Below are 25,501 nucleotides of genomic sequence, written 5' to 3' on the forward strand. Positions count from 1 at the left end.
GCACGGCTCATCGCCCGACCGTCCCAGGAGGCCGCATTGAGAGGATCCGTCACCGGCACCGGCGGAGCCGCCGGGCACAGACGCGACAGACGTATCCGAAGAACCGTCGGCACGGTGGCCTCCGCCGCCCTGTTGCTGCCGTTGCTCGGCGCGGCCCCGCCCGACGGCCGGGCCTCCGCGGACCGGCTGCGGCAGGCGTTCGTCTCCGCGGCCGCCGAGTACCACGTGCCGCAGAGCGTGCTCCTGGGCGTCTCCTACCTCCAGTCCCGCTGGGACGCGCACGGCGGAGCGCCGAGCGTGACCGGTGGGTACGGCCCCATGCATCTGACCGACGCCCGCACCGCGCTCGCCGGCGCGCCGCACCACAGCGAGGGCACGGAGGACGCGCGCGGCGACCTTGCCCGACCGCCGCTGCCTCCCAAGACGAAGGTCCCGCGGAACTCCGGACTCCCGGCCCGCCTCAGGACCCTGGCCAGGGCGGCCGAGCTCACCGGCCTCTCCGCCGAGCAGTTGCGCACCGATGCCGCCGCGAACGTGGCGGGCGGTGCCGCCCTGCTGGCCGCCGCCCAGAAGGACCTGGGCGAGCCGCTGAGCAAGAACCCGGAGAAGTGGTACGGGGCGGTGGCCCGGTTCTCCGGCGCGGACGACAGCGCGACGGCGGCGGCGTACGCAAATGAGGTGTACGACGTGCTGCGTACCGGTGAGGAGCGCATCACCGACGCCGGTCAGCGGATCGCCCTGGCCGGCCGGCCGAACCTGGTACCCGACACCGCGCAGCTGGCCCGCACGGGGCTGCGCGGGCTCGACGCGGGCGGCACGGAGTGCCCGAAGACGGTGTCCTGCGAGTGGATCCCCGCTGCGTACAAGGACCTCGGCGAGGGCGACTACGGCAACCACGACGTGGGCGACCGACCGGCGTCCCAGAGCATCGACCACATCGTCATCCACGACACCGAGGGCCCCTGGGAAGGAGTCCTCGCCATGGTGCAGGACCCGGCCTATGTGTCGTGGCACTACTCGCTGCGCTCCACGGACGGTCACATCGCCCAGCATGTGAAGGCCAAGGACGTGGCGTGGCACGCGGGCAACTGGTACGTCAACGCCAAGTCGATCGGCCTGGAGCACGAGGGCTTCCTGGCGAGCCCCGACGCCTGGTACACGGAGGCCATGTACCGGTCGTCGGCGCGACTGGTGAAGTACCTGGCGCGGAAGTACGGCATCCCGCTGGACCGGCAGCACGTCCTCGGACACGACAACGTCCCGGGCGGGACCACCGCGGCCATCGCCGGCATGCACACCGACCCGGGCCCGTACTGGGACTGGCGTCACTACTTCGCCCTGCTGGGCCGCCCCTTCGAGGCCACCGCCGACGAGCGCGGCGGCCTGGTGACGATCCGGCCCGACTACTCCGCCAACCGGCCGCAGTACACGGGCTGCGTCGCCAAGGGCGAGCCCTGTGCGGTCCACGGGTCGAGCGCCGTACGACTGCGTTCCGGGCCCGGCGAGTCCTACCCGCTGATCAAGGACATCGGCCTGGGCACGACCCCGACCACCGGGGTGAACGACCTGTCCTCGCGGGTCTCCACCGGCCAGCAGTACGCGGTCGCCGGCCGGGACGGCGACTGGACGGCGATCTGGTTCCTCGGACAGAAGGCCTGGTTCAAGAACCCGAAGAAGAACCCGACCGCGGTGCACGCGACCGGCCGGGTGGTGACCCCCAAGGCCGGCCTTTCGAGCGTCCCGGTCTACGGTCGCGCCTACCCGGAGGCCTCCGCCTACCCGGCGGGAGTGCCCGCCCAGTCGGTGTCGCCGCTGCCGTACAAGCTGCTCAAGGGCCAGCGGTACGTGGTCGGTGACAAGGTGCCGGGTGAGTACTACTACGCGGTGAGCTTCGACGAGGCCTCGCACAAGGTCGTGGTGGGCAAGGACCTGTACTACGAGATCCAGTTCGGCCACCGGGTGGCGTTCGTGCGGGCGGCGGACGTACGCGCGGAGCCGTCGCGGTCGTAGCCTCCGCGAGCCGAGGGGCCGGGCTCCCCCGTGGGCGCCCGGCCCTTCGTACGTACGGCGTCAGCGCCACTCGTAGCGGCGTCCGGCGACGGCCCTGAGCGTGGTCTCGCCGTCCTCCAGCAGGCCGCTGCGTACGGTCAGCCGGCGCGTCCGGGTGGCGGTGAGCGCGATGCGCGTGGGTTTTCCGTCCGCCCAGTCGATGTCGACGACGGCGCCGCCGCGGGCACGCAGCCCGCGGACCGACCCGTCCGGCCATGCGGCGGGCAGGGCGGGGAGGATCTCGATCACGTCGTGGTGGCTCTGCAGGAGCATCTCCACGATGCCGGACGTGGCGCCGAAGTTGCCGTCGATCTGGAACGGCGGGTGGGTGTCCCAGAGGTTGGGCAGGGTCGACGACTTGAGCTGTTCGCCGAGCATCTTGTGGGCGTGGTCGCCGTCGTGCAGCCGGGCCCAAAAGTTGATCTTCCAGGCCTTGGACCAGCCGGTGCCGCCGTCGCCACGGGCGTTCAGGGAGACCTTGGCGGCCTCGGCCCACTTGCTGCCGGGCTCGATCTGCCGTCCGGGATGCAGGGCGAACAGGTGCGAGACGTGCCGGTGGTCGTCGGCCGCGTCGTCCAGGTCCTCCTTCCACTCCTGCAGCTGGCCCCAGGAGCCGATGCGCAGGCCGGGGTCCAGGTCCGCGAGGGCCTGTTCGACGCGCTGCCGGAAGTCAGGCGCGTCGCCGAGGACGCGGGCGGCTTCGAGGGTGTTGGTGAACAGGTCGTGCACGATCTGCTGGGACATGGCCGCGCCCGCGGTGAAGTCGCCGTGCTCGGGCGAGTAGCTGGGGGTGACGACCAGGGTGCCGTCGCGCGGGTCGGTGCGCAGGTTGGCGAGCCAGAACTCGGTGGCCTCCTTCATCACCGGGTAGGCGGTGGTGCGCAGGTAGTCGGTGGAGCCGCCGAAGCGGTAGTGCTCGTAGAGCTGCTGGGTGAGCCACGCCGCCGCCTCCGGGAACCAGAACGCGGTGGCCCAGTCGTGGACGCCCGTGAAGCCGTAGGGGTTGGTCTCGTTGTGCACGACCCAGCCGTTGGTGCCGAACATCTCCCGTGCCGTGCGGCGTCCGGGGGCGCGCAGGGCCTCGACGAAGCGGTCGTACGGGGCGGTGGTCTCGGCGAGATTGGCGGCCTCGGCGAGCCAGTAGTTCATCTGCAGGTTGATGTTGACGTGGTAGTCGGCGTTCCAGGGTGGCGTGGTGCTGTGGTTCCAGACGCCCTGGAGGTTGGCGGGCAGCGAGCCGGGGCGGGAGGAGGCGATGAGCAGGTAGCGGCCGTACTGGAAGTAGAGGGCTTCCAGGGCGCGGTCCGCCGCGCTCGCGCCGGCCGTGTACGAGGCGAGCAGCCGGTCGGTGGGGACGTCCGCCGGGAACGACTGGCCGAGGTCCAGGGCGACGCGGCGGAACAGGGCGCGGTGGTCGGCGATGTGCCGGGCGCGCAGGGAGTCGTAGTTGCGGCCCTTCGCCCGGTCGACGGCGCGGGTGACGGCGGCGTGCGGGTCGTCTCCGCGGTAGTCGGGGTAGGTGTCGGCGTAGTCCGTGCCGGCGGCCAGCACGAGCCAGGCACTGTCGGCTCCGGTGACGGTGATCGTGCCGTCGGCGTTCGAGGTCACGGTTCCGCCCGTGGTGCGGACCTGGACCTGGGCCTCGAAGCGGAGCTTGTTGTCCACGAGGGCGCCTCGTACGGTCAGGCGTCCGCCGGTCGCGGTGGTGGTGAAGTCCTTGCGGGGTGAGGTGTAGCGGAGGGTGAAGGCGACGCTGCCCGGGCGGTCGGCGGTGAGCCGTCCGACGATCACGCCGTCCGGGTGGGAGGCGAAGAACTCCCGTCGGTGGCGGACCTGTTGGTCGGTGTAGGCGACCGACGCCATGCCGTCGTCGAGGTTCAGGTCGCGGCGGTATCCGTCCGGCGCCGGTGCGGCGGGGAGGTCCAGGTGGAGGTCGCCGAAGGTCTGGTAGGCGCCGAAGCCGACGCGCGGCTGGCCCAGCCGGTCGGCGACGGCCTCCGGGTCGAGCCGCCGCTGTGCGTCGAGGTCGTCCTGCACGGCGTCGATGGCTCCGGGGCGGGGCGCGCGCCAGTTGCCGTGGTCGTAGCCCTGCGCCGAGCCTGGGCCACCGGTCCACAGGGTCTTCTCGTTGAACTGCAGGCGTTCGGAGGCGAGGGTGCCGAAGACCATGGCGCCGAGCGCGCCGTTGCCGATGGGCAGCGCCTCACGCTCCCAGTCCGCCGCGGGCGCCGAGTACCACAGCACCAGGGGCTTGAAGGCCCCTTCCGATACGTCCGAGGAATCTTGGATGGCAGCCTCGGCGGAACCGAGGGTCGAACCGCTCACGGCTAAGCCGCCTGCTCCAACTACCGCCGCTTTGAGTGTGGTTCTGCGAGAGATGTCCTGCGACTCGTGTGGCATGCCCGGGACATTAAAGGTCCGATCACCGGGCGGCAAGAGTCATGACAAACCAAAGGCACCTCCGGACGAGCGAACGTCCGAAAGGTGCCGGTGTGGCGAGGGTGGTCAGCCCTGCTGGAACAGTTCCGCCGGGAGCGGCTTCAGCAGCGCGTACAGATCGTCGGTGATCGGGCGGTCCCAGGCGGCGATGGTCACCAGGACGTTGTCGCTCCGGTCGAACTGCACGCAGGAGATCCGGCTCTCGGACAGTTTCAGGCGGCGCACGATCAGGAGGTTGTCGCCCTGCATCACCGGCATGTCCTCGGTGCCGACGACGGTGACGTCCTCGTCGTTCTCCAGGGCCAGCAGCAGCTGGCCCACCTCGAACGGGACCTCACCCTCGGCGACGTCACGGGCCGGGGAGCCCTCCGGCAGATTTCCGATGATCATGGCGGGGCCGCGGCCGCCGAACAGGTCGTACCGCAGGTACACGCCCTGGCAGGTGCCGTCCGGGGCGGGCAGCAGGCCCGCGCCCAGATTGCCCGGCCAGTCGCTCGGGTCCATGGCCAGTACGTCGAAGTCGGGCCCGGCGGGAGTGGCGCTGCGGCGGCGGAGGAACGACATGCGGCCAATGGTACGTGCCCGGGCAGGGTGCGTGACGTGCGGGCGGCTCTTCGAGGTCAGGTGTATGGAACTGATGACAGTCCCGCCGGTATCCATCAGGTCAGGGCCTCTCACTCCTCCGGCGACGCCGGCGGCACCACCGCGATCGGGCTCGCGGCGTGCAGCAGTACGGCGTGGGTGACCGAGCCCAGCAGGCGGGCGGGGGCCAGCAAGCGCCGTCGGTGGCGGCCCACGACGACCAGGTCGGCGTCCTTCGAGGCGGCGACCAGGTGGCCGGCCGCGTCGCCGGGGGCCACGTACGGGTCGATGCGGACGTCGGGGTGCCGGGCGCCGTGCGGGGCGAGGAAGCCCTCGGCGAGGGCCCGTGTCTCGCTCTCGACGGCGGCCTGGTCGATCATCGGCGGAACGAGTTCGCCGGGGGCCGCCCAGCTCAGGACCGGCCAGGGGTAGGCGGAGACGACCTGGAGACGCGCGCCGCGCAGGGCGGCCTCTTTGAAGGCGAAGGCGAGCGTGGCCTCGTCGGGACTGTCGACCTTCAGGCCGACGACCACACGCGGCCCGGGCTCGATCGGCGCCTCGCCGTGCACCTCGCGCCCGGGGCGGGGCACCACGACCACGGGGCACTCGGCGTCGCGGGCGGCGGCCATGCCGTTGGAGCCGAGCAGCAGGCTGGCGAAGCCGCCGCGGCCCCGGGAGCCGAGCACCAACAGCTGGGCGGTGGCGCCCAGTTCGGGCAGCAGGGCGCCCGGCGCGCCCTCCAGGCCGACGTACTCGATCACCGGCCGGTCGGCGCGGTCCTCCAGGTAGGTGCGTACCTGGTCGAGCACCGGGTCGACGTCCGAGTCCGGCGGCCCGGCGTCCAGAGCTTCGGGCTGCGTCCAGGCGGCGTACTGCCGGACATGGACCGCCCGCAGCGGCGCCTCACGCCTGCGGGCGGCGTCGAACGCCCAGTCCAGGGCCCGCAGGCTGTCGTTCGAACCGTCGACGGCCGCGATCACCGGCAGGGTGCTCATGGGTTCCTCACCTCCGGAGTACGACTTCGCGCTTCCTGGGGCCAGCCTTGCTCAGGCATCGGCCCCAGGACGGCGCTGGAGGTCGCGTGTCCGGAAAAACGGGCGGAACACCGCCGGATCGGCCCGCCGCATCGGCCCGCCGGATCACATGAGGTTCAGGTGAGGTTCAGGTGAGGTCGAACTCCCCTTCCCTCGCTCCCGACACGAACGCGCCCCACTCCGCGGGTGTGAAGATCAGGGAAGGGCTCTCGGGCCGGCCGCTGTTGCGCATCGCGATGAATCCCTCGACAAAGGCGATCTGGACATCTCCCAGGCCACGGCTGCTGGAGTGCCACTCGGCGTTGCTGAGGTCCAGCTCCGGCTTGTCCCAGCCCGTGAGCGGCTGCTGCTGGATGGTGCTCTCGGCCACGTCCGTGCTCCTCCCGATTTCGTCGTCCGCGGCCAGCCTAGCGATCGGTTCGTGCCCCCAACAGGCCACGTGAGGGGGACCTTTCAGGAGTCAGGGGGTTCCGACCCGACGAGCCACATGGAGAAGAACTGCGATCCGCCGCCATAGGCGTGCCCGAGCACCCGCCGCGCCCCCTCCACCTGGTGTTCTCCGGCCTGTCCACGCACCTGGAGCGCGGCCTCGGCGAAGCGGATCATGCCGGAGGCGCCGATGGGGTTGGTCGACAGGACCCCGCCCGACATGTCGACGGGCAGGTCCCCGTGCAGTTCTGTCGCCCCGGACTCGGTGAGCTTCCAGCCCTCGCCCTCGTCGGCGAAGCCCAGGTTCTCCAGCCACATGGGCTCGTACCAGGAGAACGGCACGTACATCTCGACGGCGTCGATCTCCCGGCGCGGGTCGACGATCCCGGCCTGCCGGTACACGTCGGCGGCGCAGTCCTGGCCGGCCTGCGGGGACACGGCGTCCTTGCCCGCGAAGAGGGTGGGTTCGCTGCGCATCGCGCCGCCGTGCATCCAGGCGGGCGGGCGGGGCGCACGGGCGGCGCCGGCCCGGTCGGTGAGGACCATCGCGCAGGCGCCGTCCGAGGAGGGGCAGGTCTCCGAGTAGCGGATCGGGTCCCAGAGCATGGGCGAGGCCTGGACCTTCTCCAGGGTGATGTCGTGCTCGTGGAGGTGCGCGTAGGGGTTCTTCAGCGCGTTGCGCCGGTCCTTGTACGCGACCAGGGAGCCGACCGTGTCGGGCGCGCCGCTGCGGCGCATGTACGCGCGCACGTGCGGGGCGAAGAAGCCGCCCGCCCCGGCGAGCAGGGGCTGCTGGAAGGGGATCGGCAGGGACAGGCCCCACATGGCGTTGGACTCGGACTGTTTCTCGAAGGCGAGGGTGAGCACGGTGCCGTGGACGCGGGCCGCGACCAGGCCCGCGGCGACCAGCGCGGTGGATCCGCCGACGGAGCCCGCCGTGTGGACCCGCAACATGGGCTTGCCCACCGCGCCCAGCGCGTCGGCCAGGTACAGCTCCGGCATCATGACGCCCTCGAAGAAGTCGGGCGCCTTGCCGATGACGACGGCGTCGACATCCGCCCAGGTCAGCTCGGCGTCGTCGAGGGCCCGGCGGGCCGCCTCCCGGACGAGCCCGGCGATCGACACGTCCCGGCGCGCCGCGACGTGCTTGGTCTGGCCGATCCCTACGACGGCCACGGGCTCCTTGCTCATCGCGGATCCCCTTCGAGTACGGCGATCAGGTTCTGTTGCAGACAGGGGCCGGACGTGGCGTGGGCGAGCGCCCGGTCGGACTCCCCCCGGTGGATGCGAACGGCGGCCTCGCCGATGCGGATGAGCCCGGCGGCCATGACCGGGTTGGCGGCGAGCGCGCCGCCGGACGGGTTGACGCGGACACTGTCGTCCAGCCCGAGCGCCTTGCGCAGGACGACCTCCTGCGCGCTGAACGGCGCGTGCAGCTCGGCGGTGTCGACGGGCCGTTCGAAGGCGCCCGCCTTCTCGGCGGCCAGGCGGGTGGAGGGCGAGTCGGTCAGGTCGCGGACGCCGAGGCCGTGTGCCTCGATGCGGTGGTCGATGCCGCGGATCCAGGCGGGCCGCGCGCACAGGTCCCGGGCCCGCTCCCCGGCCGCGAGGATCACGGCGGCGGCTCCGTCGCCGACGGGTGGGCAGTCGCCGGTGCGCAGCGGCCGTACGACGTACTCCCCGTGCGGCACCGAACCCCTCAGCTGCGCATGGGAGTTGGTGGACGCGGCTGCACGGCTGCGGGTGGCGACGGCGGCCAGCGCGGGCTCGTCCGTCTCGCCCGCGTCGATGAGCGCCTGCGCCTGGAGGGCGGCGAGGGCGACGGAGTCGGGCCACAGCGGGGCCACGTAGTACGGGTCCAGCTGTCGCGTGAGGACATCGCGGACGGAGCCGGGTGACGACTTGCCGTAGGAGTACACCAGGGCGGTGTCCGCGTCGCCGGTCAGCAGCTTGGTCCACGCCTCGTACAGCGCCCACGCGCCGTCCATCTCGACGTGCGACTCGGAGATCGGCGGCCAGGCGCCCACTCCGTCGAGGGCGAGGGTGAAGGAGAAGGCGCGGCCGGCGAGGTAGTCGCTGGAGCCGGAGCAGGTGAAGCCGATGTCCGCGGTCTTCAGGCCGGTCCGGTCGAGCACGTCGTGCAGGACCGGCATCAGCATCTCCACCTCGGAGAATTCCTCGCTGGTGCGCCGGTGGTCGGTCTGGGCGAAGGCCACCACGGCGATCTCTCGCGTCACAACAGCTCCCTGTAGGTGTCGTACTCCGCGTCCGGTTCGCCGGTGGGCCGGTAGTGGTCGGGGTAGCGGGCGCCTTCCGTCCAGACGGCTTCGACGCGCAGGCCCATGCGCACCTGGTCGTAGGGGATGCCGGCGATACGGCCGTGCAGGGCGAGGTCGGCGCCGTCGAGGGCGATGTGTGCGTAGACGTACGGCACCTCGATGTCGAGGTTCTTCGCCTTGATGTTGACGACGCAGTACGTGGTGACCGTGCCGCGCGGACCCACTTCGACCTGTTCCGATGTGGGCTGGCCACATGTGGGGCAGGCACCCCGCGGCGGGACGTACACCTTGCGGCAGGACGGACAGCGTTCGCCGACCATGCGCCGGTCGGCGAGTGCGTGGATGTAGGCGGACTGCGCCCGGCCGGGCGAGTAGGTGTAGTCGAGGCGGGCGTGGGCGACGATGCCGGTGACCGCGTCCGCGAACTCGCCGGTGTGGACCGTCGGTTCGGTCGGAGCTTCGTCGGTCTGCCGGGCGGCATACGGCTCGAAGCAGGCGATGTCTGTAATGGCGCCGGAGCGTTCCTGGGCCCAGCGGACGCGGACGCGCATGCCGGTGTGCACGGCGTCGGGGCCGGGGGCGTCCAGGGCGTGCAGGAGGGCGGTGTCCGCGCCGTCGAGGCGGACCAGGGCCCAGGCGAAGGGGGTGGTGAGGGGCTGGCCGCGGCGGGGTTCGTGGTTCCAGGCCCAGGTGGTGACCGTGCCGGTGGGGGCGACCTCGACCAGGTCGCGGATCTCCTCGGCGGTGACGGGGTCGTACTCGACGGGCGGGACGAGGACGCGGCCGTCGCCGGTGCGCACGCCGAGGACGACGCGTTCGCGCAGGCCGGTGAGGAAGGCGCTCTGGACGGGGCCGAGGGAACGGGTGAAGGGGAACTCGACGACGAGCGGCGCTTTGAGGACTTCGGGCATCCCGGATGTCTCCTTCTGCGGCAGGGTCAGGCGCGCTTGTACTCGGGCGGTCGCTTCTCCGCGAAGGCGCGGGTGCCTTCCTTGGCGTCGGCGGTGTCGAAGATCGGCCAGCCCCGCTTCAGTTCGGCGGCGAGTCCGTCGGTCTCGGTCATCTCGGCGGTCTCGTACACCGAGGCCTTGACTGCCTCGACGGCCAGCGGGCCGCAGGTATTGATCCGTCCGGCGATCTCCAGGGCCTTGTCGAGTGCGGTGCCGTCGGGGACGACATGGCCGATCAGGCCGATGTCCGCGGCCTCGCGGGCGCTGTAGGGGCGGCCGGTGAGCAGCATCTCCAGGGCGTGGGTGCGCGGGATCTGCCGCTGGAGGCGGACCGTGGAGCCGCCGATCGGGAAGAGGCCGCGCCTGACCTCGAACAGACCGAAGGTCGCGGACTCGCCCGCGACCCGGATGTCGGTGCCCTGGAGGATCTCCGTGCCGCCGGCGACGCAGTACCCCTCGACGGCGGCGATCACCGGTTTGCGGGGGCGGTGATGGCGCAGCATCGCCTTCCAGTGCAGGTCCGGGTCGGCCCTGAGGCGGCTACGGTGGTGCTCGCCCTCCATGCCGTTCCCGGCGAGGGCCTTGAGGTCCATGCCGGCGCAGAACGCGCCGCCCGCGCCGGTCAGCACGATCGAGCGGACCTCGTCGTCCTCGTCGGCCCGCACCCAGCCGTCGTAGAGGCCGACGAGCATCGACAGCGAGAGCGCGTTCTTCGCCTCCGGCCGGTTGAGCGTGAGCACCAGTGTGGCGCCCTCGCGCCGCACGGTGAGGTGTTCGGTGCCACTCATCGCCCATCTCCCCTCTGAAAGAACGAGAACAGGTTGCAGTAGGTGCCGGGGCACTTCAAGGGTTTTCTGACACAGAGTCAGATTTCTTCGACGCGGACCCTTCACAGTTGCGCCCCCCTTTGCTCTGATGACCGCGAACCGACGGATGCCAGGCACGCCCCGGGGTCAGGAGGAGCGGTGGAGTACAACCTTGCGGACCTGTTCGAGTCGGTCGTCGACGTGGTGCCGGACCGCGAGGCGCTCGTGTACCTCGACATCCCCGGCACGGGCGCCGCGCGACGGCTCACGTATGCGGAGCTGGACGCCGCCGCCAACCGCATCGGCCATCATCTGGCCGACCGCGGGATACGTCCCGGCGAGCACGTCGGGCTCCATCTCTACAACGGCGTCGAGTACCTGCAGACCGTGCTGGGGTGCCTGAAGGCGCGGATCGTGCCGGTCAACGTCAACTACCGCTATGTGGAAGACGAGTTGGTGTACCTCTACCGGGACGCCGATCTGGCGGCGCTGGTCTTCGACGCGGAGTTCACCGACCGCGTGGCGGCGGCGCTGCCGCGGGCGGACGGGTTACGGCACCTGGTGCGGGTCGGGGTGCCTGCGGCGGGGGCGGCCGAGGTGCCCGCCGTGGCCTTCACGGACGCGGAGGCCGAGGGGTCCCCGGAGCGCGGGTTCCCGCCCCGCTCGGGAGACGACCAGTTCATCATCTACACCGGCGGCACCACGGGGATGCCCAAGGGTGTGATGTGGCGTCAGGAGGACCTGTTCTTCTCCGGACTGGGCGGCGGCGCGCCGACCGGGGAGCCGGTCAAGAAGCCGGAGGAGCTCGCCGAGCGGGTCGCGGCCGGCGGCGCGGGCATCACCTTCCTCCCCGCTCCCCCGCTGATGCACGGCACGTCCACACTGACCGCCTTCATCGGCTTCAACTTCGGCCAACGCGTCGTGCTGCACCGCAAGTTCGTGCCCGAGGAGGTGCTGCGGACCGTCGAGAAGGAGAAGGTCACCAGCATGTCCCTGGTGGGCGACGCGATGCTGCGCCCGCTGATCGACGCGCTCGAAGGCCCGATGAAGGGCACCGACATGTCGTCGATGTTCAGCGTGTCGTCCTCGGGGGCGATCATGTCGGACACCGTGCGCCGACAGTTCCAGGCGCTCGTCCCGAACGTCATGCTGCTCAACAACTTCGGCTCCTCGGAGTCCGGCTTCAACGGCACGGCGACTCAGGACTCGGGCCCCGAGCGGGGCTTCCGCATCCGCGTCAACTCCCGTACACAGGTGGTCGATCCAGCCACCCACGAGCCGGTCGCCGTGGGCGAGGTGGGCCGTGTCGCGCAGTGCGGCCACGTGCCGCTCGGCTACTACAACGACCAGGCGAAGACCGCCGAGACCTTCTTCGAGAAGCACGGCGAGCGGTGGGTGTTGCTCGGCGACATGGCCACCGTCGACGACGAGGGCGTGGTCACCGTCCTCGGCCGGGGTTCGCAGTGCATCAACACGGGTGGCGAGAAGGTCTATCCGGAGGAGGTCGAGCAGGCGCTGAAGTCCCATCCGGACGTGTACGACGCACTGGTGGCCGGCGTGCCGGACGCGAAGTGGGGCCACCATGTGGCGGCCGTCGTGCAGTTGCGCGAGGGCGCGGGGCGACCGTCCCTCGAGGACATCCAGACGCACTGCCGTGCCCGGCTGGCGGGATACAAGATCCCACGCCGGCTGGTGGTCACGGAGGCCATTCGACGCTCGCCGAGCGGCAAGGCGGACTACCGGTGGGCCCGGGAGGTGGCGGTCGCCGCGGACCGGTGAGAGCCTGTGTCACATCTCCCGTGCCACCGGGGATGTGACACAAGCTCTGAGCTACCGGCCCGGGTCAGGGCCGTCGAGGAACGCGGTGAGGCGGCGTACGAACCAGTTTTCTTTCCCGAGATCGTCGACCCGATCAGCGGTGAGGTACTGCCGGACGGCGAGCACGGGGAGCTCGTCTTCACCTCGCTCACCAAGCAGGCCATGCCCGTCATCCGCTACCGGACGCGCGACCTGACACGGCTGCTGCCGGGCACGGCCCGTGTCTTCCGGCGGATGGAGAAGGTGACCGGCCGCAGCGACGACATGGTGATCCTGCGCGGGGTGAACCTCTTCCCCACACAGATCGAGGAGATCGTGCTGCGCACACCGGACGTCGCGCCCCATTTCCAGCTGCGGCTCACCCGCGAGAGCCGCCTCGACGCGCTCACCGTACGGGCGGAGGCCCGGCCCGATGCCCCACCCGGGGCCCGGGACGCGGCCGCGCGGGCCATCGCGGCGGCCGTGAAGGACGGCATCGGCGTGTCGGTCGCCGTCGAGATCGTCGAACCGGAGTCGCTGGAGCGGTCAGTCGGCAAGATCCGCCGGATCGTGGATCTGCGTCCGCGCTAGACGCACGGGACATCAGCCGCCGAAGCGGTCCCTGAGCTCCCGTTTGAGAATCTTCCCGCTCGCGTTGCGCGGCAGCTCGTCCACGAAGACGACTCGCTTCGGCGCCTTGAAGTGGGCCAGCTTCTCGCGGGCGTGGGCGACGAGGGCCTCCTCCGTGACCTCGCCGCGCGGGACGACGACCGCCGTGACGGCCTCGATCCACCGCTCGTCGGGCAGGCCGATCACGGCGACCTCGGCGACGGCCTCGTGCGTGTACAGCGCGTCCTCGACCTGCCGTGAGGCGACCAGGACACCGCCGGAGTTGATGACGTCCTTCACCCGGTCGACGATGGTGAAGTAGCCGTGGGCGTCGCGCACCGCGAGGTCTCCGGAGTGGAACCAGCCGTCACGGAAGGCCTCGGCCGTCTCCTCGGGCTTGTCCCAGTAGCCCTCGCACAGCTGCGGGGAGCGGTAGACGATCTCACCGGGTGTGCCGTCGGGGACGTCCTTGCCGTCCTCGTCGACCACACGGGCGTCGACGAAGAGGACGGTGCGGCCGCAGGAGTCCATGCGGCCCTTGTGTTCGTCGGGGGCGAGGACGGTGGCCAGCGGGCCGATCTCGCTCTGGCCGAAGCAGTTGTAGAAGGCCAGTTTCGGGAGGCGTTCCCGCAGGCGCTCCAGGACGGGCACCGGCATGATCGAGGCGCCGTAGTACGCCTTGCGCAGTCCGCTCAGGTCGCGGGTCGCGAAGTCGGGGCGGTTGGACAGGCCGATCCACACCGTGGGCGGGGCGAACAGGCTGTCCGCGCGGCCGGTTTCGATCAGTTCGAAGAGCCGGTCGCCGTCCGGCGCGTCGAGGATGACGTTGGTCGCGCCGACGGCGAGGTACGGCAGCAGGAACACGTGCGTCTGCGCCGAGTGGTACAGCGGCAGCGAGTGCACCGGCCGGTCGCCCGCGCTGAGGTCGAGGGCGGTGATCGCGCTCAGGTACTCGTGGACCAGGGCGCGGTGCGTCATCATCGCGCCCTTCGGCAGGGCCGTCGTACCGGAGGTGTACAGCAGCTGGACCAGGTCCTCGCTCCGTGGCTCCGGGCCGTCGTACGGGGGCGCCTCGGGCAGCCGTGCCAGCAGTGAGCCGTCGGCGTCGCGCAGGGGCAACGTACGGATGCCGTCGGGGAGTCGTCCGGCCAGGTCCGGGTCGGCGAGGACCAGGATGCTGCCGGACTGGCCCACGATGTAGGCGAGGTCGTCGCCGGTCAGGTTCTGGTTGACCGGCACGTGTACCAGGCCGGCGCGGGCGCAGGCGAGGAAGCCGATCAGGTACGCGTCGGAGTTGTGGCCGTAGGCGCCGACGCGGTCGCCGGGGGCGAGGCCCTGGTCGCGCAGGAGGGTGGCCGCGCGGGAGACGGCCTCGTCGAGTTCCTCGTACGTCCAGGAGCGGTCGCCGTATTCCACCGCGACGCGCGCCGGGGTGCGCCGGGCGCTGCGTCGCAGTACCCCGTCGACCGTGCTGCCGTGTCCAGGCGTCATGACACATGATCCTCGGTGGGGCGCGGAGGGAGGTCAAGCACCAGAAGCGCCGGCCGTGTGCGACCGCTGATCACGTGGTCCCGTCACACGTGGCGGGACCACAGTCGTCTCACAGTCGTCGTCACGTCGGGATGTGGCCGAGCTTTTCCGGGTTGAGCACCGCGTAGATGCCGTCGATACGGCCGTCGCGCACGTCGATGGTGACGACCTGGTCGATGCCGTCGATCGCGAGGGCGGCGGCGGGCCGACCGTTGACGTCCACCCGGCGCGGCGTGCCGAACGGGTGACGGGCGACCTGGCCGGCGATGAACGCCATGACCTGGTCGCGGCCCTCGACCGGCCGCTGGGCGGCCCTGGCCTTGCCGCCGCCGTCGTACCAGGCGACGACGTCCTCGGTCAGCAGCTCGAACAGACCGGCCAGATCGCCGCTCTGCGCGGCCTCCAGGAACCGGGTCAGCAGCTTGGCGTGGTCTTCATCCGAAAGCGTGAACCGGTTACGCCCGGCGGCGAGCCGGCGCCCGGAGCGCAGGTGCATCTGACGGCAGTTCGTCTCGGTGGTGTCGAGGATGCGGGCGATCTCGCCGTACGACAGCTCGAAGGCTTCCCGCAGCACTACGACCGCACGTTCCGGGGGTGACAGACGCTCCATCAGGTGGACGGCACAGTAGCCGACGGTGTCCCGCAGCCCTGCCTTGTCCAGCGGGCCGAGCACGTCGGTGGCGACGGGATCGGGCAGCCAGGGCCCGGTGTACGCCTCGCGGGTCGCCCGTGCCGCTCGCAGCCGCTCGAGGGCGAGACCTGTGACGACGGTGATGAGGAAGACCCGAGGTTCACGGATCCCGGTGCGGTCGGCGCCCTGCCATCGCGGATGGGCGTCCTGGACGACGCTCTCGGCGTCCTTCATGCTGCCGAGCAGCCGGTAGGCGAGCCCGAGCAGGAGGGGCCGGAGGGACTCGAACTGCTCGGTCGCCGATGCCGGGGTTTCCAATTCCCGTGTCCTTCCTAGTCGTTCGGTGCGTGGTGCTCACTTTCAGTGTGCGGTCGTGCACCAGTGAACTCCGCCGCGAACCCCTCGCGCCAATCGGCGTCAGCGCGGCGGGGGGCAGGCACCTTCCTGGGCCACGGGCGTCGGGCATGCGCCCCCGTGACGGACATCGAGAACGTCTCTCGTCATACCGGGCGAGTGCGGCCCTCCCAGTACGGGTCCCGCAGCCGTCGCTTGTACAGCTTTCCGTTGGGGTCGCGGGGCATCTCGGCGATGAAGTCGACGCCCTTGGGCCGCTTGTACCCGGCGAGTCGCTCGGCGCAGTGGTCGAGGATCGCGGCGGCGAGGGCGGGACCGGGTTCGTGGCCGGGCGCCGGTTCGACCACGGCCTTGACCTCCTCGCCCCAGTCGTCGTGCGGGATGCCGAAGGCAGCGGCGTCGGCGACGGCCGGGTGGGCGAGCAGGACGGACTCGATCTCGGCCGGGTAGATGTTGACCCCGCCCGAGATGATCATGTCGATCTTGCGGTCGCGGAGGAAGAGATAGCCGTCCTCGTCGAGCAGTCCGAGGTCGCCGACGGTGAAGAAGTCGCCGATGCGGTTCTTCTTCGTCTTGGCCTCGTCCTTGTGGTACGCGAAGCCGCCGGTGTTCATCTTCAGGTAGACGGTGCCGAGTTCGCCGGGCGGGAGCCGGTTGCCGTCGTCGTCGAAGACGGCGAGTTCGCTGATGGGCCAGGCCTTGCCGACGGTGCCGGGCTTCTTCAGCCAGTCCTCGGCGGTCGCGAAGGCTCCGCCGCCCTCACTGGCGGCGTAGTACTCCTCCACACAGTTGCCCCACCAGTCGATCATGGCCCGCTTCACGTGGTCGGGGCAGGGGGCGGCGCCGTGGATGGCGTGCCGCATGGACGAGACGTCGTAGCGGGCCCGGACCTCTTCCGGGAGCGCCAGCAGCCGATGGAACTGGGTCGGGACCATGTGGGTGTGCGTGCACCGGTGGGCGTCGATGAGGCGGAGCATCTCCTGAGGTGTCCACTTGTCCATCAGGACCAGGCGGTGGCCGATGTGCAGGGACGCGCCCGCGAATTGGAGTACGGCGGTGTGGTAGAGCGGCGAGCAGACGAGGTGCACGTTGTCGTCGAAGGGGCGGATGCCGAAGATGCCGAGGAAGCCGCCGAGGTAGGCCTCCTCGGGCAGCTTGCCGGGCAGGGGCCGCCGGATGCCGCGGGGGCGGCCGGTGGTGCCCGAGGTGTAGTTCATGACCCAGCCGAGGGTGCGGTCGGCGGGCGCCGACTCCGGTTGCCCGTCGAGGAGTTCGGCGTACGGCCGGAAGCCCTCGACCGTGCCGACCACGTACCGGTGGCCGGCCGGGAGGCCGGCCTCATCGGCGGCGTCATGTGCGGGGCCGGCGAAGCGCTGGTGGGCGAGGAGCACCTTGGCACCGGAGTCGGCGACGATCCAGGCGATCTCGGGGCCGACGAGGTGGTGGTTGACGGGGACGAGGTAGAACCCTGCCTGGGTGGCGGCGAGGTACGCGGCGAAGAACTCGGGTCCGTTGGGCAGGACGACCGCGAAGGCGTCACCGCGTTCGAGGCCGGCGGCGCGCAGGCCGTGCACGAGACGGTTGGCGGCGGCGTGCAGGCGGCCGGCGGTCCACTGCTCGCCGTCCGGCGCGATGAGGGCCGTGCGGTCGGGGTCGGCGGTGGCCTGGGCCCAGAAGCCCGCGGGAGGTGTGCTCGTCACTGGCCGCTCCTTCCGGCGATGCGGTTGATGCGATCGACAGCCTGCTCGAAGCCACGGGTGAGGTCGTCGAAGACCGCCTGGACGCTGCGTTCGCTGGTCATCCGGCCGACGATCTGGCCGACGGGCGTGCCCAGCAGGGGCTCGACCTTGTACTTCTGGATCCGCGAGACGGCCTCGGCGACGAGCAGGCCCTGCAGGGGCATCGGGAGGGTGCCGGGCCCCTCCGGGTCGTCCCAGGCGTCGGTCCACTCGGTGCGCAGCTGGCGTGCGGGCTTTCCGGTCAGGGCACGGGAGCGGACGGTGTCGCCGGAACCGGCGGCGAGCAGTTTGCGGGTCAGGGCGGGCGAGTGCATGTCGGCCTCTGTGGTGGTCAGCCATATGGAGCCCAACCACACCCCTTGGGCGCCGAGTGCCAGCGCGGCCGCCACCTGCCGGCCGCTGCCGATCCCGCCGGCCGCCAGCACGGGCAGCGGATCGACGGCGTCGACGACCTCCGGGGTGAGCACCATGGAGGCGATCTCGCCGGTGTGGCCGCCGGCCTCGTACCCCTGGGCGACGACGATGTCGATGCCGGCTTCGCTGTGCTTGCGCGCGTGCCGGGCGCTGCCCGCGAGCGCGGCGACGAGGACGCCGCGGTCGTGCGCGCGGGCGATCACATCGGCGGGCGGGGAGCCGAGGGCGTTGGCGAGCAGTTTGATCGGATAGTCGAAGGCGACGTCGAGTTGGGTGCGGGCGACCTGCTCCATCCATCCGGTGATGCGCCAGCCGGACGCCTCACCCTCGGCGAGTTCGGGCACGCCGTGCTTGGCGAGGGTGTCCTTGACGAACTGCCGGTGCCCTTCGGGGATCATCGCCTCGACGTCGGCCTCGCTGACCCCTTCCACCTTCTTCGCGGGCATGACGACGTCCAGGCCGTACGGCTGTCCGTCCACGTGTGCCTCGATCCAGTCGAGGTCGCGTTTGAGGTCGTCGGGGGCCGTGTAGCGGACCGCGCCGAGCACTCCGAAGCCGCCGGCCCGGCTGATGGCCGCGGCGACGGCGGGGAACGGCGTGAAGCCGAAGACGGCGTGCTCGACTCCCAGTTTCTTGCTCAGCTCCGTCTGCATGGGCGCAGGATGCCGCAGTCCTCCGGACGACGGAAGAGGTATTCTGATGCTCCGTCAGATTACGTCGGCCGCGGACTCCATCGATTCACCGCACCCCGGCAGAGATACGCACAGGCAGATCCGCTGACGCGCCGCCGACTGGGCCGCCGCGCCCTCGCTTTGGGCGACACCGGTGCCGAGTTCCCCGCTGACCAGCGGATGCCCATGGCCGACCTCCCCGCCGCCGGCAGGCTCACGCCGCGCCGGCGGTACGCGACCGACCGGGTGTACGTCGGCCGCGGGGCGTACGTCGACGGGCTGCGCGTCGCCACGGCCGACGGCGTCCTGTTCGACGAGGCGCGCCTTGCGGACGCGGCGCGGGTCGAGGGGACGGGGTGGACGCCGTCGGCCGACCAGGCGGGCCCCGCACCGTGCAGGGCCGGTCCGCTACTCGTTGAAGACGGCCTTCTGTACCTCGTTCGGGCCGTCGAAGCGGTCCTCCTTCAGGCCGTCGAGGCGGCTGACGATCTTGTCGTCTGCCTTGTTCTTGCGGGCACGCTCCACCAGGTGCTTCTTGTCCGTGGGGTAGTCCATGCCGCTGAGGGCCTTCTGCAGATCGATGGGGTTGAGGTCCGCCATGGCAGCCTCCCTCTGGATGTACGGAATCTCCGTTATGTCGCGGTACCCCTCACGCGCCGACGCATGCAGCCGTTCAGCGGTCGGTCGCCTCCAGCACCGCCATGGCCGCGTTGTGCCCCGGCACCCCGCTCACCCCTCCCCCGCGCACGGCGCCCGCCCCGCACAGCAGCACGTTCGGGTGCCGTGTCTCGACGCCCCAGCGGCCCGTGTCCTCCTGGGCGTACGGCCAGGCGAGATCCCGGTGGAAGATGTTGCCGCCGGGCAGCCGCAGGTCCCGCTCCAGGTCCAGCGGGGTCTTCGCCTCGATGCACGGGCGCCCCTCGGCGTCGGTCGCCAGGCAGTCGGCGAGCGGCTCGGCGAGGTGGGTGTCGAGCTGGGCGAGCGTCGACTTCAGCAGCTCCCCGCGTACGCCGTCGTTGTCCCGTGCGAAGAGCCGGGCTGGCGTGTGCAGGCCGAACAGCGTCAGCGTCTGGTAGCCCTGTTCGACGAGATGCGGGCCAAGGATCGTCGGGTCGGTCAGCGAGTGGCAGTAGATCTCGGAGGGCGGGGCGGTGGGCAGCTCGCCGGACGCGGCCTGGGCGTGGGCGGTGGCCAGTTGCTCGTAACCCTCGGCGATGTGGAAGGTGCCGGAGAAGGCCTCGCGGGGGTCCACGGCGTCGTCGCGCAGCCTCGGCAGGCGCTTGAGCAGCATGTTCACCTTCAGCTGGGCGCCCTCGGCGGGGGCCGGCGGTTCGTCGCCGGTGAGGGCGGCCAGTTCCTGCGGGGAGGCGCCCACCAGGACGTGCCGGGCGGCGACGACACCCTCTCCGTCAGCGGTCCGGTACGTGATCTCGGCGGTACGGCCGTCCGTGTCGATCCGTACGCCCTCGTGCCCCGTGGCGAGGACGGCGCCCGCCGCGCGTGCCGCCGAGGCCAGGGCGTCGGTGAGGGCGCCCATGCCACCGACGGGCACATCCCAGGCGCCCGTGCCGCCGCCGATCACGTGGTACAGGAAGCAGCGGTTCTGCCGCAGCGTGGGGTCGTGGGCGTCGGCGAACGTCCCGATGAGGGCGTCGGTGAGGACCACGCCCCGTACCAGGTCGTCGGCGAAGCGGTCCTCGATCGCCGCCCCGATCGGCTCCTCGAAGAGGGTTCGCCAGGCCTCCTCGTCGTCGACGCGGCGGCGCAGTTCGTCGCGGGTGGGCAGCGGCTCGGTGAGGGTCGGGAAGACTCGCTGGGCGACGCGGCCGGTCATGCCGTAGAAGCGCTGCCAGGCCTCGTACTCGCGCCCGCCGCCGGTCAGCCGCGCGAAGGCCTCCCGGGTGCGCCGCTCGCCGCCGCCGACCAGGAGTCCGGTCGGCCGGCCGTCGCGTTCCACGGGGGTGTACGACGAGACGGTGCGGGTGCGGACGCGGAAGTCCAGGCCGAGGTCCCGCACGATCTTCTTCGGCAGCAGGCTGACCAGGTAGGAGTAGCGCGACAGCCGCGCGTCCACGCCGGCGAAGGGCCGGGTGGAGACGGCGGCGCCCCCGGTGCGGTCCAGTCGCTCCAGCACCAGCACGGAGCGTCCGGCCCGGGCCAGGTAGGCGGCGGCGACCAGGCCGTTGTGGCCGCCGCCGATCACGACGGCGTCGTACGTCCGGTGTCCCTCGTGTGCAGGCATGGTTCTTGGTAACACGGGGTGATCCACATCGGCCAGCGATGCGCCGCGTCGGGGTCAGGCGCCGCCCGTGGTCCGCTGCTGGCGCAGGACTGCCACCCGGCGGTAGAGCTCCACCGCCTCGGCGCCCCGCCCGAGCTGTTCCAGGCAGTGGGCCTCGTCGTTGCGGCTGGCGAGGGTGTCGGGGTGGGCGGCGCCGAGGACGCGCTCGCGGGCGGCGGCCACCCGGCGGTACTCGGTGAGCGCGTCCGTCCAGCGGCCGAGCCAGCCGAGACCGACGGCGACCTCGCGGCGGCTGACCAGGGTGTCCGGGTGGTCGGGGCCGAGGACGCGCTCGCGGATCGCACACACGTCACGGGATTCGGCGAGGGCCTCCTCCCAGCGGCCGAGGCGGCCGAGGTTGACGCCGAGGCCGTGGCGGGCGCGCAGGGTCTCCGGGTGGGTGGGGCCGTGGACGCGGGTGCGGTCGTCGATCAGGTCGCGGTACAGCTGCAGCGCCTCCGCGCTGCGGCCGAGCCGGCCGAGGCTGATACCGACCTCGTAGCGGGCGGCGAGGGTGTCGGCGTGGTCGGGGCCGAGGGCCTGGGCGCGGGCCTCGGCGACCTCGCGGTACGTCTGCAGGGCCTCCTGCCAGCGGCCCAACTGGCCCAGAGCGTAGGCGACTTCGTAGTGGGTGACCAGGGTGTCGGGGTGGTGCGGGCCGAGTACCCGGGCGCGGGCGGCCGCCACATCGCTGGCCATGCGGTACGAGTCCTCCAGGCGGCCGAGTCTGCTCAGGTTGAAGGCGAGGTTGTGGCGGCAGCGCAGGGTGTCGGGGTGGTCGGCGCCCATGGTGCGCTCGCGGGCCGTGAGGACCGAGTTGTAGACCTGGTGCGCGTCGAAGTGGCGGCCCAACTGGCCCAGCACATAGGCCATTTCCTGGCGGGCGGCGAGGGTGTCGGGATGGTCGGGGCCGAGCGCGATGCTCCTGGCGCGGGCGACGTGCTTGTACTCGCGCAGGGCGTCGGCGGCGCGGCCGGTGCGGCTGTAGGTGAAGGCGACCTCGTAGCGGCTGGCGAGGGTGTCGGGGTGGTCGGGGCCCAGGAGGTACTCGCGTTCGGCGGCGACCGCGCGGTGCACCTCGCCGGCCTCCGCCCAGCGGCCCAGGCGTCCCAGGCTGAGGCCGGCGTTGTGGCGCCCGGCGAGCGCGGTGACCGCTTCCGGGGAGGGGGTGGGCGGCTCGTCCGGCACGGGTTCATCGGTTCGGCCGGTCACCGGCCGCGGGATCCACTCGCCGGTGAGTCCGGCTCCGGCGTCCGGGGGTGTGGTGCTGAGGCCTGCGCCGGTCGCCTTGTGGCCGGTGGTCATGCCGCGGGTCCAGGACGGCAGGCGCGCCTCTCGGGACGGCGCGGGCTCGGGCGGGCGGAGTTCCGGCTGCGGGGTCACCACGGTCGGCACGTACGTCGGCGTGAGTCGGCCCTCGCCGATCCGGCGGCCCAGCTCGCGGGCGTCGTGCGGGCGTTCCTCGGGACGCTTGGCCAGCAGGTCGAGGATGACCTGCTCCAGGTACTCGGGCAGGTCGGCGCGGTGGCTGCGCGGCGGGCGGGGAGGCGTGTCGCGGTGGCCGACGAGGATGGCCCAGGCGTCTTCGAGGTCGAAGGGGGGTGCCCCGGTGGCGATCTCGTACAGCACGCAGCCCAGCGAGTACAGGTCGCTGCGCTGGTCGACCTCGGTGCCGCTGATCTGCTCCGGCGACATGTAGTGCGGGGTGCCCATGGCGATGCCGGTGCCGGTCAGCCGGGAGGTGAAGCCGATGTCGTGGCCGAGGCGGGCTATGCCGAAGTCGCAGATCTTCACGGTGCCATCGGTGAGGCGGACGATGTTCGCGGGTTTCAGGTCGCGGTGCACGATGCCCTGGCGGTGCGTGTACGCGAGGGCGGCGGCGACCTGGTCGGCGATGTCGACGACGTCGGGGACGGGCAGCGGGTGCTGCTTGTTGTCCTCCAGGAGCTGGCTGAGGTTGCGGCCTTCGAGGAGCTCCATGACGAGGTAGAGGACGCCGTCGGACTCGCCGAAGTCGTGGACGACGGTCACGCCGCGGTGCTGGAGGGCGGCGGCGACGCGGGCCTCGCGCCGGAAGCGTTCCCTCAGGACCCGGGTGAAGGACTGGTCGTGGTGCGTACCGAGCGGCTTGAGGCACTTCACGGCGACCTGCCGGCCCAGCGACTCGTCGCGCGCCCGCCACACCTCGCCCATGCCGCCGCGCCCGATCAGATCGAGCAGCCGGTACCGGCCCTGGATCAGCCTGCTGTCCCCCATCTCCTGCGACCGCCCCCGTCGTTACTACGCCCGCCCTCCCCTGGCTGGTCCAGTATGGCGAGCTATGGTCCGAGTTTGTACGGTGCCGGGCGGGAGCCCGGGCCCAGGCGGGCCATGGCGCGCAGGATGTGTTTGGGCGGGAGCTGCCAGCGCAGACGTGCGGGAATACAGCGCAGCAGGGTGCCCGTGGCGCGCAACTGGCGGGTGACGGTGGTGGGTTCGGGGGCCGGTCTGCCGTACAACTCGTGGGCGTACGGCGGCAGGGCGGCGTACGCCAGATGTGCCACGCGCCGCCACAGCACCTCGCGCGCCGGGATGAGGAGGGGGTGCGTCGGAGGGCGGAGCAGGAAGTCGTCCACCTCGCGTGCCTCTTCTCCTGCGGCGAGTTCCGGCCGCACCTTCTCGAAGTAGGTGTTCATCTCCGCCCGGTTCGCCGGTACGGCGTCGGGGTCGAGGCCCACCAGGCGGGCACTGGCGCGGTGTTCGCCTATGTAGCGGTCGGCCTGGGCGTCGGTGAGGGGGATGCCGGAGCGGCGCGCGACCTGCAGATACGAGTCGATCTCGGCACAGTGCACCCACAGCAGCAGTTCGGGTTCGTCGACGCCGTAGCGCTCGCCGGTGTCGGGGTCGGTCGCCGACAGCATGCTGTGGATCTTGCGGACCCGGGCGCCGGCCTTCTCGGCGGCCTCGGTGGTGCCGTAGGTCGTGGTGCCGACGAAGTTGGCGGTGCGCATCAGCCGACCCCAGGCGTCGTTGTGGAAGTCGGAGTTCTGCGTGACGCCACGCACGGCGCGCGGGTGCAGTGCCTGGAGGTAGAGCGCGCGGACGCCCGCGACCCACATCATCGGGTCGCCGTGCATCTGCCAGGTCACCGAGTCCGGTCCGAACAGCCCCGGGTCGGCCTCGCTCATCGAGATCCACCTCCGCCTGTGTCCGTGCGGCCACGATGCCACGACCGCACGGTCGTTCGACACCCCCATTCCGCCCTTCCTGTCCAGTGGTTGAGATTTCACCGACCCGACTGAATTTTTGGTAAGGCTTCCCTTATATGCTGACGCCGCCTCCGGCCCGTCGTATACGGCGGACCGTCGGCATGCCCCGCTCTTCCGTACGACAGGACAGACATGCGCACCACCTCCCGCGGTCTCATAGCGGCGCTCGCCCTCACCCCCTTGCTGGCCGGCTGCTTCGCCCAGAGCGACAGCGGCAGCGACGCGGGCTCCGACAACGGGACGGGCGGTCGGCTGCGGGTCGCGCTGGCCGTGCCGCCGGTGCAGGCCCTGTCCCCGTACAGCAACGACGCCACCGTGCTCAGCAAGCTGTCCGTCGCCGAGGGCCTGACCGCGCTCGGCAAGGACGGCACCGCCGTACCGGCGCTGGCGAAGTCCTGGAAGCAGCAGAACGCCACCACCTGGACCTTCGAGCTGCGCGAGGCCACCTTCCAGGACGGCACCGAGGTCACCGCCGAATCGGTCGTCAACGCGCTCGACCAGGCCAACGCCGCCGAGACCAAACCGCGTGTCCTCAGTGACGTCACGCTGACCGCCAAGGCCGACGACGCCGACACCGTCACGCTCACCACCAAGACGGCCGACCCCGTGCTCCCGCTGCGCCTGGCCAGCCCCGCCCTCGCCGTCCTCTCCGCGAAGGCGTACGGCAAGGACGGCGCCGTCAGCCCGGTCGGCACCGGCACCGGCGCCTTCGAGCTCACCAAGCTGAACGGCAAGACCAAAGCCACCCTCAGCCGCTACGACGGCTACTGGGGCGGCAAGGCGAAGGCCTCCGGCATCGACGTCACCTGGATCGCGGACGGCACCGCCCGCGCGGGCGCCCTGCGCGGTGGCGACGTCGACATCGCCGAGTGGATCCCGACCGCGCAGGCGAAGCTGCTGGAAGCGGACACCCGGCACGAGGTGCCGTCCGTGCGCACCGACAGCCTGATCCTCAACACCGGCAGCGGCCTCTTCGCCGACGCCTCGCTGCGCGCCGCCGCCCGCGAGGCCGTGGACGGCTCCGCGCTCGTCGACTCCGTCTTCGGCGGATACGCCGACCCCGCGCAGGGCCTGTTCGGGCCGGCCGTCCCCTGGGCCGCCGACGACCGTGTCGAGGTGACCGGCCGCGCGGAGGCCGCCACCGCGGCCCAGGTGACGTCCAAGACCAAGGGCAAGACCCTGCGCCTGGCCACCTACACCAACCGCGCCGAGCTTCCGGAGGCCGCGACCGTGCTCCAGCAGCAGCTGGAGAAGGCCGGGTTCACGGTGAAGCAGGACGTGCGCGAGTACACGCAGATGGAGGCCGACCTCCTCGCCGGCAAGTACGACGCGCTCGTCTTCTCCCGGGTGACCCTCCTCGACACCGGTGACGCCGTCGGGTATCTCGCCAGCGACTACATGAGCGACGGCGTCTACAACATCGCGGGCCTGAAGGACGGGGCCGTGGACAAGGCCGTCAAGGCCGCGGGCGAGGAAGGCGACACGGAGCAGCGCCAGCGGAAGATCATGCGTGCCGAGGCGGAGATCCTGCGCACCGACGCCGTGGTGCCGCTGGTCCACGAGCAGGTCGTGCAGGGCATCGCCACCGACGTGGAGGGCGTGCTCCTCGACCCGCGCGAACGCTCCCTCGTCGACATCGACACGCACCTGAAGTAACCC

The 25,501-nt window shown here is 71.5% G+C and carries 19 protein-coding genes and 2 pseudogenes; 5 read left to right on the forward strand and 16 right to left on the reverse strand.

The genetic code is table 11. The features are described 5' to 3' along the window. Window positions 1–36 precede the first annotated feature (36 nt). Entirely contained in the window at window positions 37–2,010 is a 1,974-nt protein-coding gene (locus tag CLM62_RS48270; RefSeq protein WP_373559261.1) for an N-acetylmuramoyl-L-alanine amidase, read from the forward strand. A gap of 60 nt (window positions 2,011–2,070) precedes the next feature. Here CLM62_RS48270 and CLM62_RS48275 read toward each other — a convergent pair whose 3' ends face one another. The 8 genes from CLM62_RS48275 to CLM62_RS48310 form a co-directional block, all read right to left on the reverse strand. Then, entirely contained in the window at window positions 2,071–4,293 is a 2,223-nt protein-coding gene (locus tag CLM62_RS48275) for a glycoside hydrolase N-terminal domain-containing protein (RefSeq protein ID WP_095756297.1), read from the reverse strand. 261 nt (window positions 4,294–4,554) lie between these two features. After that, the gene (locus CLM62_RS48280) at window positions 4,555–5,052 is read right to left on the reverse strand and encodes a hypothetical protein (protein ID WP_095756271.1); all 498 of its coding nucleotides are present in this window, start codon (window positions 5,050–5,052) and stop codon (window positions 4,555–4,557) included. 110 nt (window positions 5,053–5,162) lie between these two features. Beyond that, window positions 5,163–6,065, reverse strand: a complete 903-nt coding sequence (locus CLM62_RS48285; RefSeq protein WP_095756272.1) for a universal stress protein — start codon at window positions 6,063–6,065, stop codon at window positions 5,163–5,165. Between the two features lie 166 nt (window positions 6,066–6,231). Then, window positions 6,232–6,474, reverse strand: coding sequence for a DUF397 domain-containing protein (locus CLM62_RS48290; protein WP_095756298.1), 243 nt, complete (start codon window positions 6,472–6,474; stop codon window positions 6,232–6,234). Between the two features lie 83 nt (window positions 6,475–6,557). Then, the gene (locus tag CLM62_RS48295; RefSeq protein ID WP_095756273.1) at window positions 6,558–7,724 is read right to left on the reverse strand and encodes a thiolase domain-containing protein; all 1,167 of its coding nucleotides are present in this window, start codon (window positions 7,722–7,724) and stop codon (window positions 6,558–6,560) included. Next, window positions 7,721–8,770 (reverse strand): thiolase domain-containing protein, encoded by a 1,050-nt coding sequence (locus CLM62_RS48300; protein WP_095756274.1) that lies wholly within the window; start codon window positions 8,768–8,770, stop codon window positions 7,721–7,723. The genes CLM62_RS48295 and CLM62_RS48300 overlap by 4 nt, the downstream gene beginning before the upstream one ends. Then, a complete protein-coding gene (locus CLM62_RS48305) occupies window positions 8,767–9,723 on the reverse strand; it encodes a Zn-ribbon domain-containing OB-fold protein (protein WP_095756275.1) in 957 nt (318 codons plus the stop codon). Before CLM62_RS48305 ends, CLM62_RS48300 begins: the two co-directional genes overlap by 4 nt. 26 nt (window positions 9,724–9,749) lie before the next feature. After that, complete coding sequence (locus tag CLM62_RS48310; protein WP_095756276.1) at window positions 9,750–10,550, reverse strand: crotonase/enoyl-CoA hydratase family protein; 801 nt, start codon at window positions 10,548–10,550, stop codon at window positions 9,750–9,752. 177 nt (window positions 10,551–10,727) lie between these two features. Between CLM62_RS48310 and CLM62_RS48315 the strand changes: the two genes are divergently transcribed. Beyond that, on the forward strand, window positions 10,728–12,347 hold the full coding sequence (locus CLM62_RS48315; protein ID WP_095756277.1) for an acyl-CoA synthetase: 1,620 nt from the start codon (window positions 10,728–10,730) through the stop codon (window positions 12,345–12,347). Window positions 12,348–12,452: 105 nt separating this feature from the next. After that, window positions 12,453–12,956, forward strand: a pseudogene (locus CLM62_RS48320) (phenylacetate--CoA ligase); the annotation flags it as partial. A 12-nt stretch (window positions 12,957–12,968) separates the two neighbouring features. Here CLM62_RS48320 and CLM62_RS48325 read toward each other — a convergent pair. The 4 genes from CLM62_RS48325 to CLM62_RS48340 form a co-directional block, all read right to left on the reverse strand. Further along, window positions 12,969–14,465 carry an acyl-CoA synthetase gene (locus CLM62_RS48325; protein ID WP_095756278.1) on the reverse strand — a complete coding sequence of 499 codons (1,497 nt, stop codon included), beginning with the start codon at window positions 14,463–14,465 and terminating at the stop codon, window positions 12,969–12,971. Between the two features lie 121 nt (window positions 14,466–14,586). Further along, window positions 14,587–15,453, reverse strand: a complete 867-nt coding sequence (gene sigJ / locus CLM62_RS48330; protein ID WP_095756279.1) for an RNA polymerase sigma factor SigJ — start codon at window positions 15,451–15,453, stop codon at window positions 14,587–14,589. A 182-nt stretch (window positions 15,454–15,635) separates the two neighbouring features. Next, window positions 15,636–17,189 carry an acyl-CoA synthetase gene (locus CLM62_RS48335; protein ID WP_095756280.1) on the reverse strand — a complete coding sequence of 518 codons (1,554 nt, stop codon included), beginning with the start codon at window positions 17,187–17,189 and terminating at the stop codon, window positions 15,636–15,638. Next, window positions 17,186–18,295: a nitronate monooxygenase family protein gene (locus tag CLM62_RS48340; protein WP_095756281.1), complete on the reverse strand. Its 1,110-nt coding sequence runs from the start codon at window positions 18,293–18,295 to the stop codon at window positions 17,186–17,188. Before CLM62_RS48340 ends, CLM62_RS48335 begins: the two co-directional genes overlap by 4 nt. A gap of 207 nt (window positions 18,296–18,502) precedes the next feature. On the opposite strand from CLM62_RS48340, the pseudogene CLM62_RS52605 reads away from it, so the two are divergent. Continuing rightward, window positions 18,503–18,688: pseudogene (locus CLM62_RS52605) on the forward strand (serine hydrolase); the annotation flags it as partial. 33 nt (window positions 18,689–18,721) lie between these two features. Here the strand turns inward: CLM62_RS52605 and CLM62_RS48350 are convergent. The 4 genes from CLM62_RS48350 to CLM62_RS48365 all read right to left on the reverse strand — a co-directional run bounded on the left by CLM62_RS48350 (window position 18,722) and on the right by CLM62_RS48365 (window position 23,761). Beyond that, on the reverse strand, window positions 18,722–18,913 hold the full coding sequence (locus tag CLM62_RS48350) for a DUF2795 domain-containing protein (protein WP_095756282.1): 192 nt from the start codon (window positions 18,911–18,913) through the stop codon (window positions 18,722–18,724). A 73-nt stretch (window positions 18,914–18,986) separates the two neighbouring features. Beyond that, window positions 18,987–20,555 (reverse strand): NAD(P)/FAD-dependent oxidoreductase, encoded by a 1,569-nt coding sequence (locus CLM62_RS48355; RefSeq protein ID WP_179382543.1) that lies wholly within the window; start codon window positions 20,553–20,555, stop codon window positions 18,987–18,989. 54 nt (window positions 20,556–20,609) lie between these two features. Next, a complete protein-coding gene (locus tag CLM62_RS48360; RefSeq protein ID WP_095756284.1) occupies window positions 20,610–22,850 on the reverse strand; it encodes a serine/threonine-protein kinase in 2,241 nt (746 codons plus the stop codon). 62 nt (window positions 22,851–22,912) lie between these two features. Next, window positions 22,913–23,761 (reverse strand): oxygenase MpaB family protein, encoded by an 849-nt coding sequence (locus CLM62_RS48365; protein ID WP_095756299.1) that lies wholly within the window; start codon window positions 23,759–23,761, stop codon window positions 22,913–22,915. A 213-nt stretch (window positions 23,762–23,974) separates the two neighbouring features. Here CLM62_RS48365 and CLM62_RS48370 point away from each other — a divergent pair, with 213 nt between their 5' ends. Continuing rightward, the gene (locus CLM62_RS48370) at window positions 23,975–25,498 is read left to right on the forward strand and encodes an ABC transporter substrate-binding protein (protein WP_095756285.1); all 1,524 of its coding nucleotides are present in this window, start codon (window positions 23,975–23,977) and stop codon (window positions 25,496–25,498) included. The last annotated feature ends 3 nt before the right edge of the window (window positions 25,499–25,501 follow it).

Source organism: Streptomyces sp. SA15, assembly GCF_002291145.1.
Classification (GTDB): Bacteria; Actinomycetota; Actinomycetes; order Streptomycetales; family Streptomycetaceae; genus Streptomyces.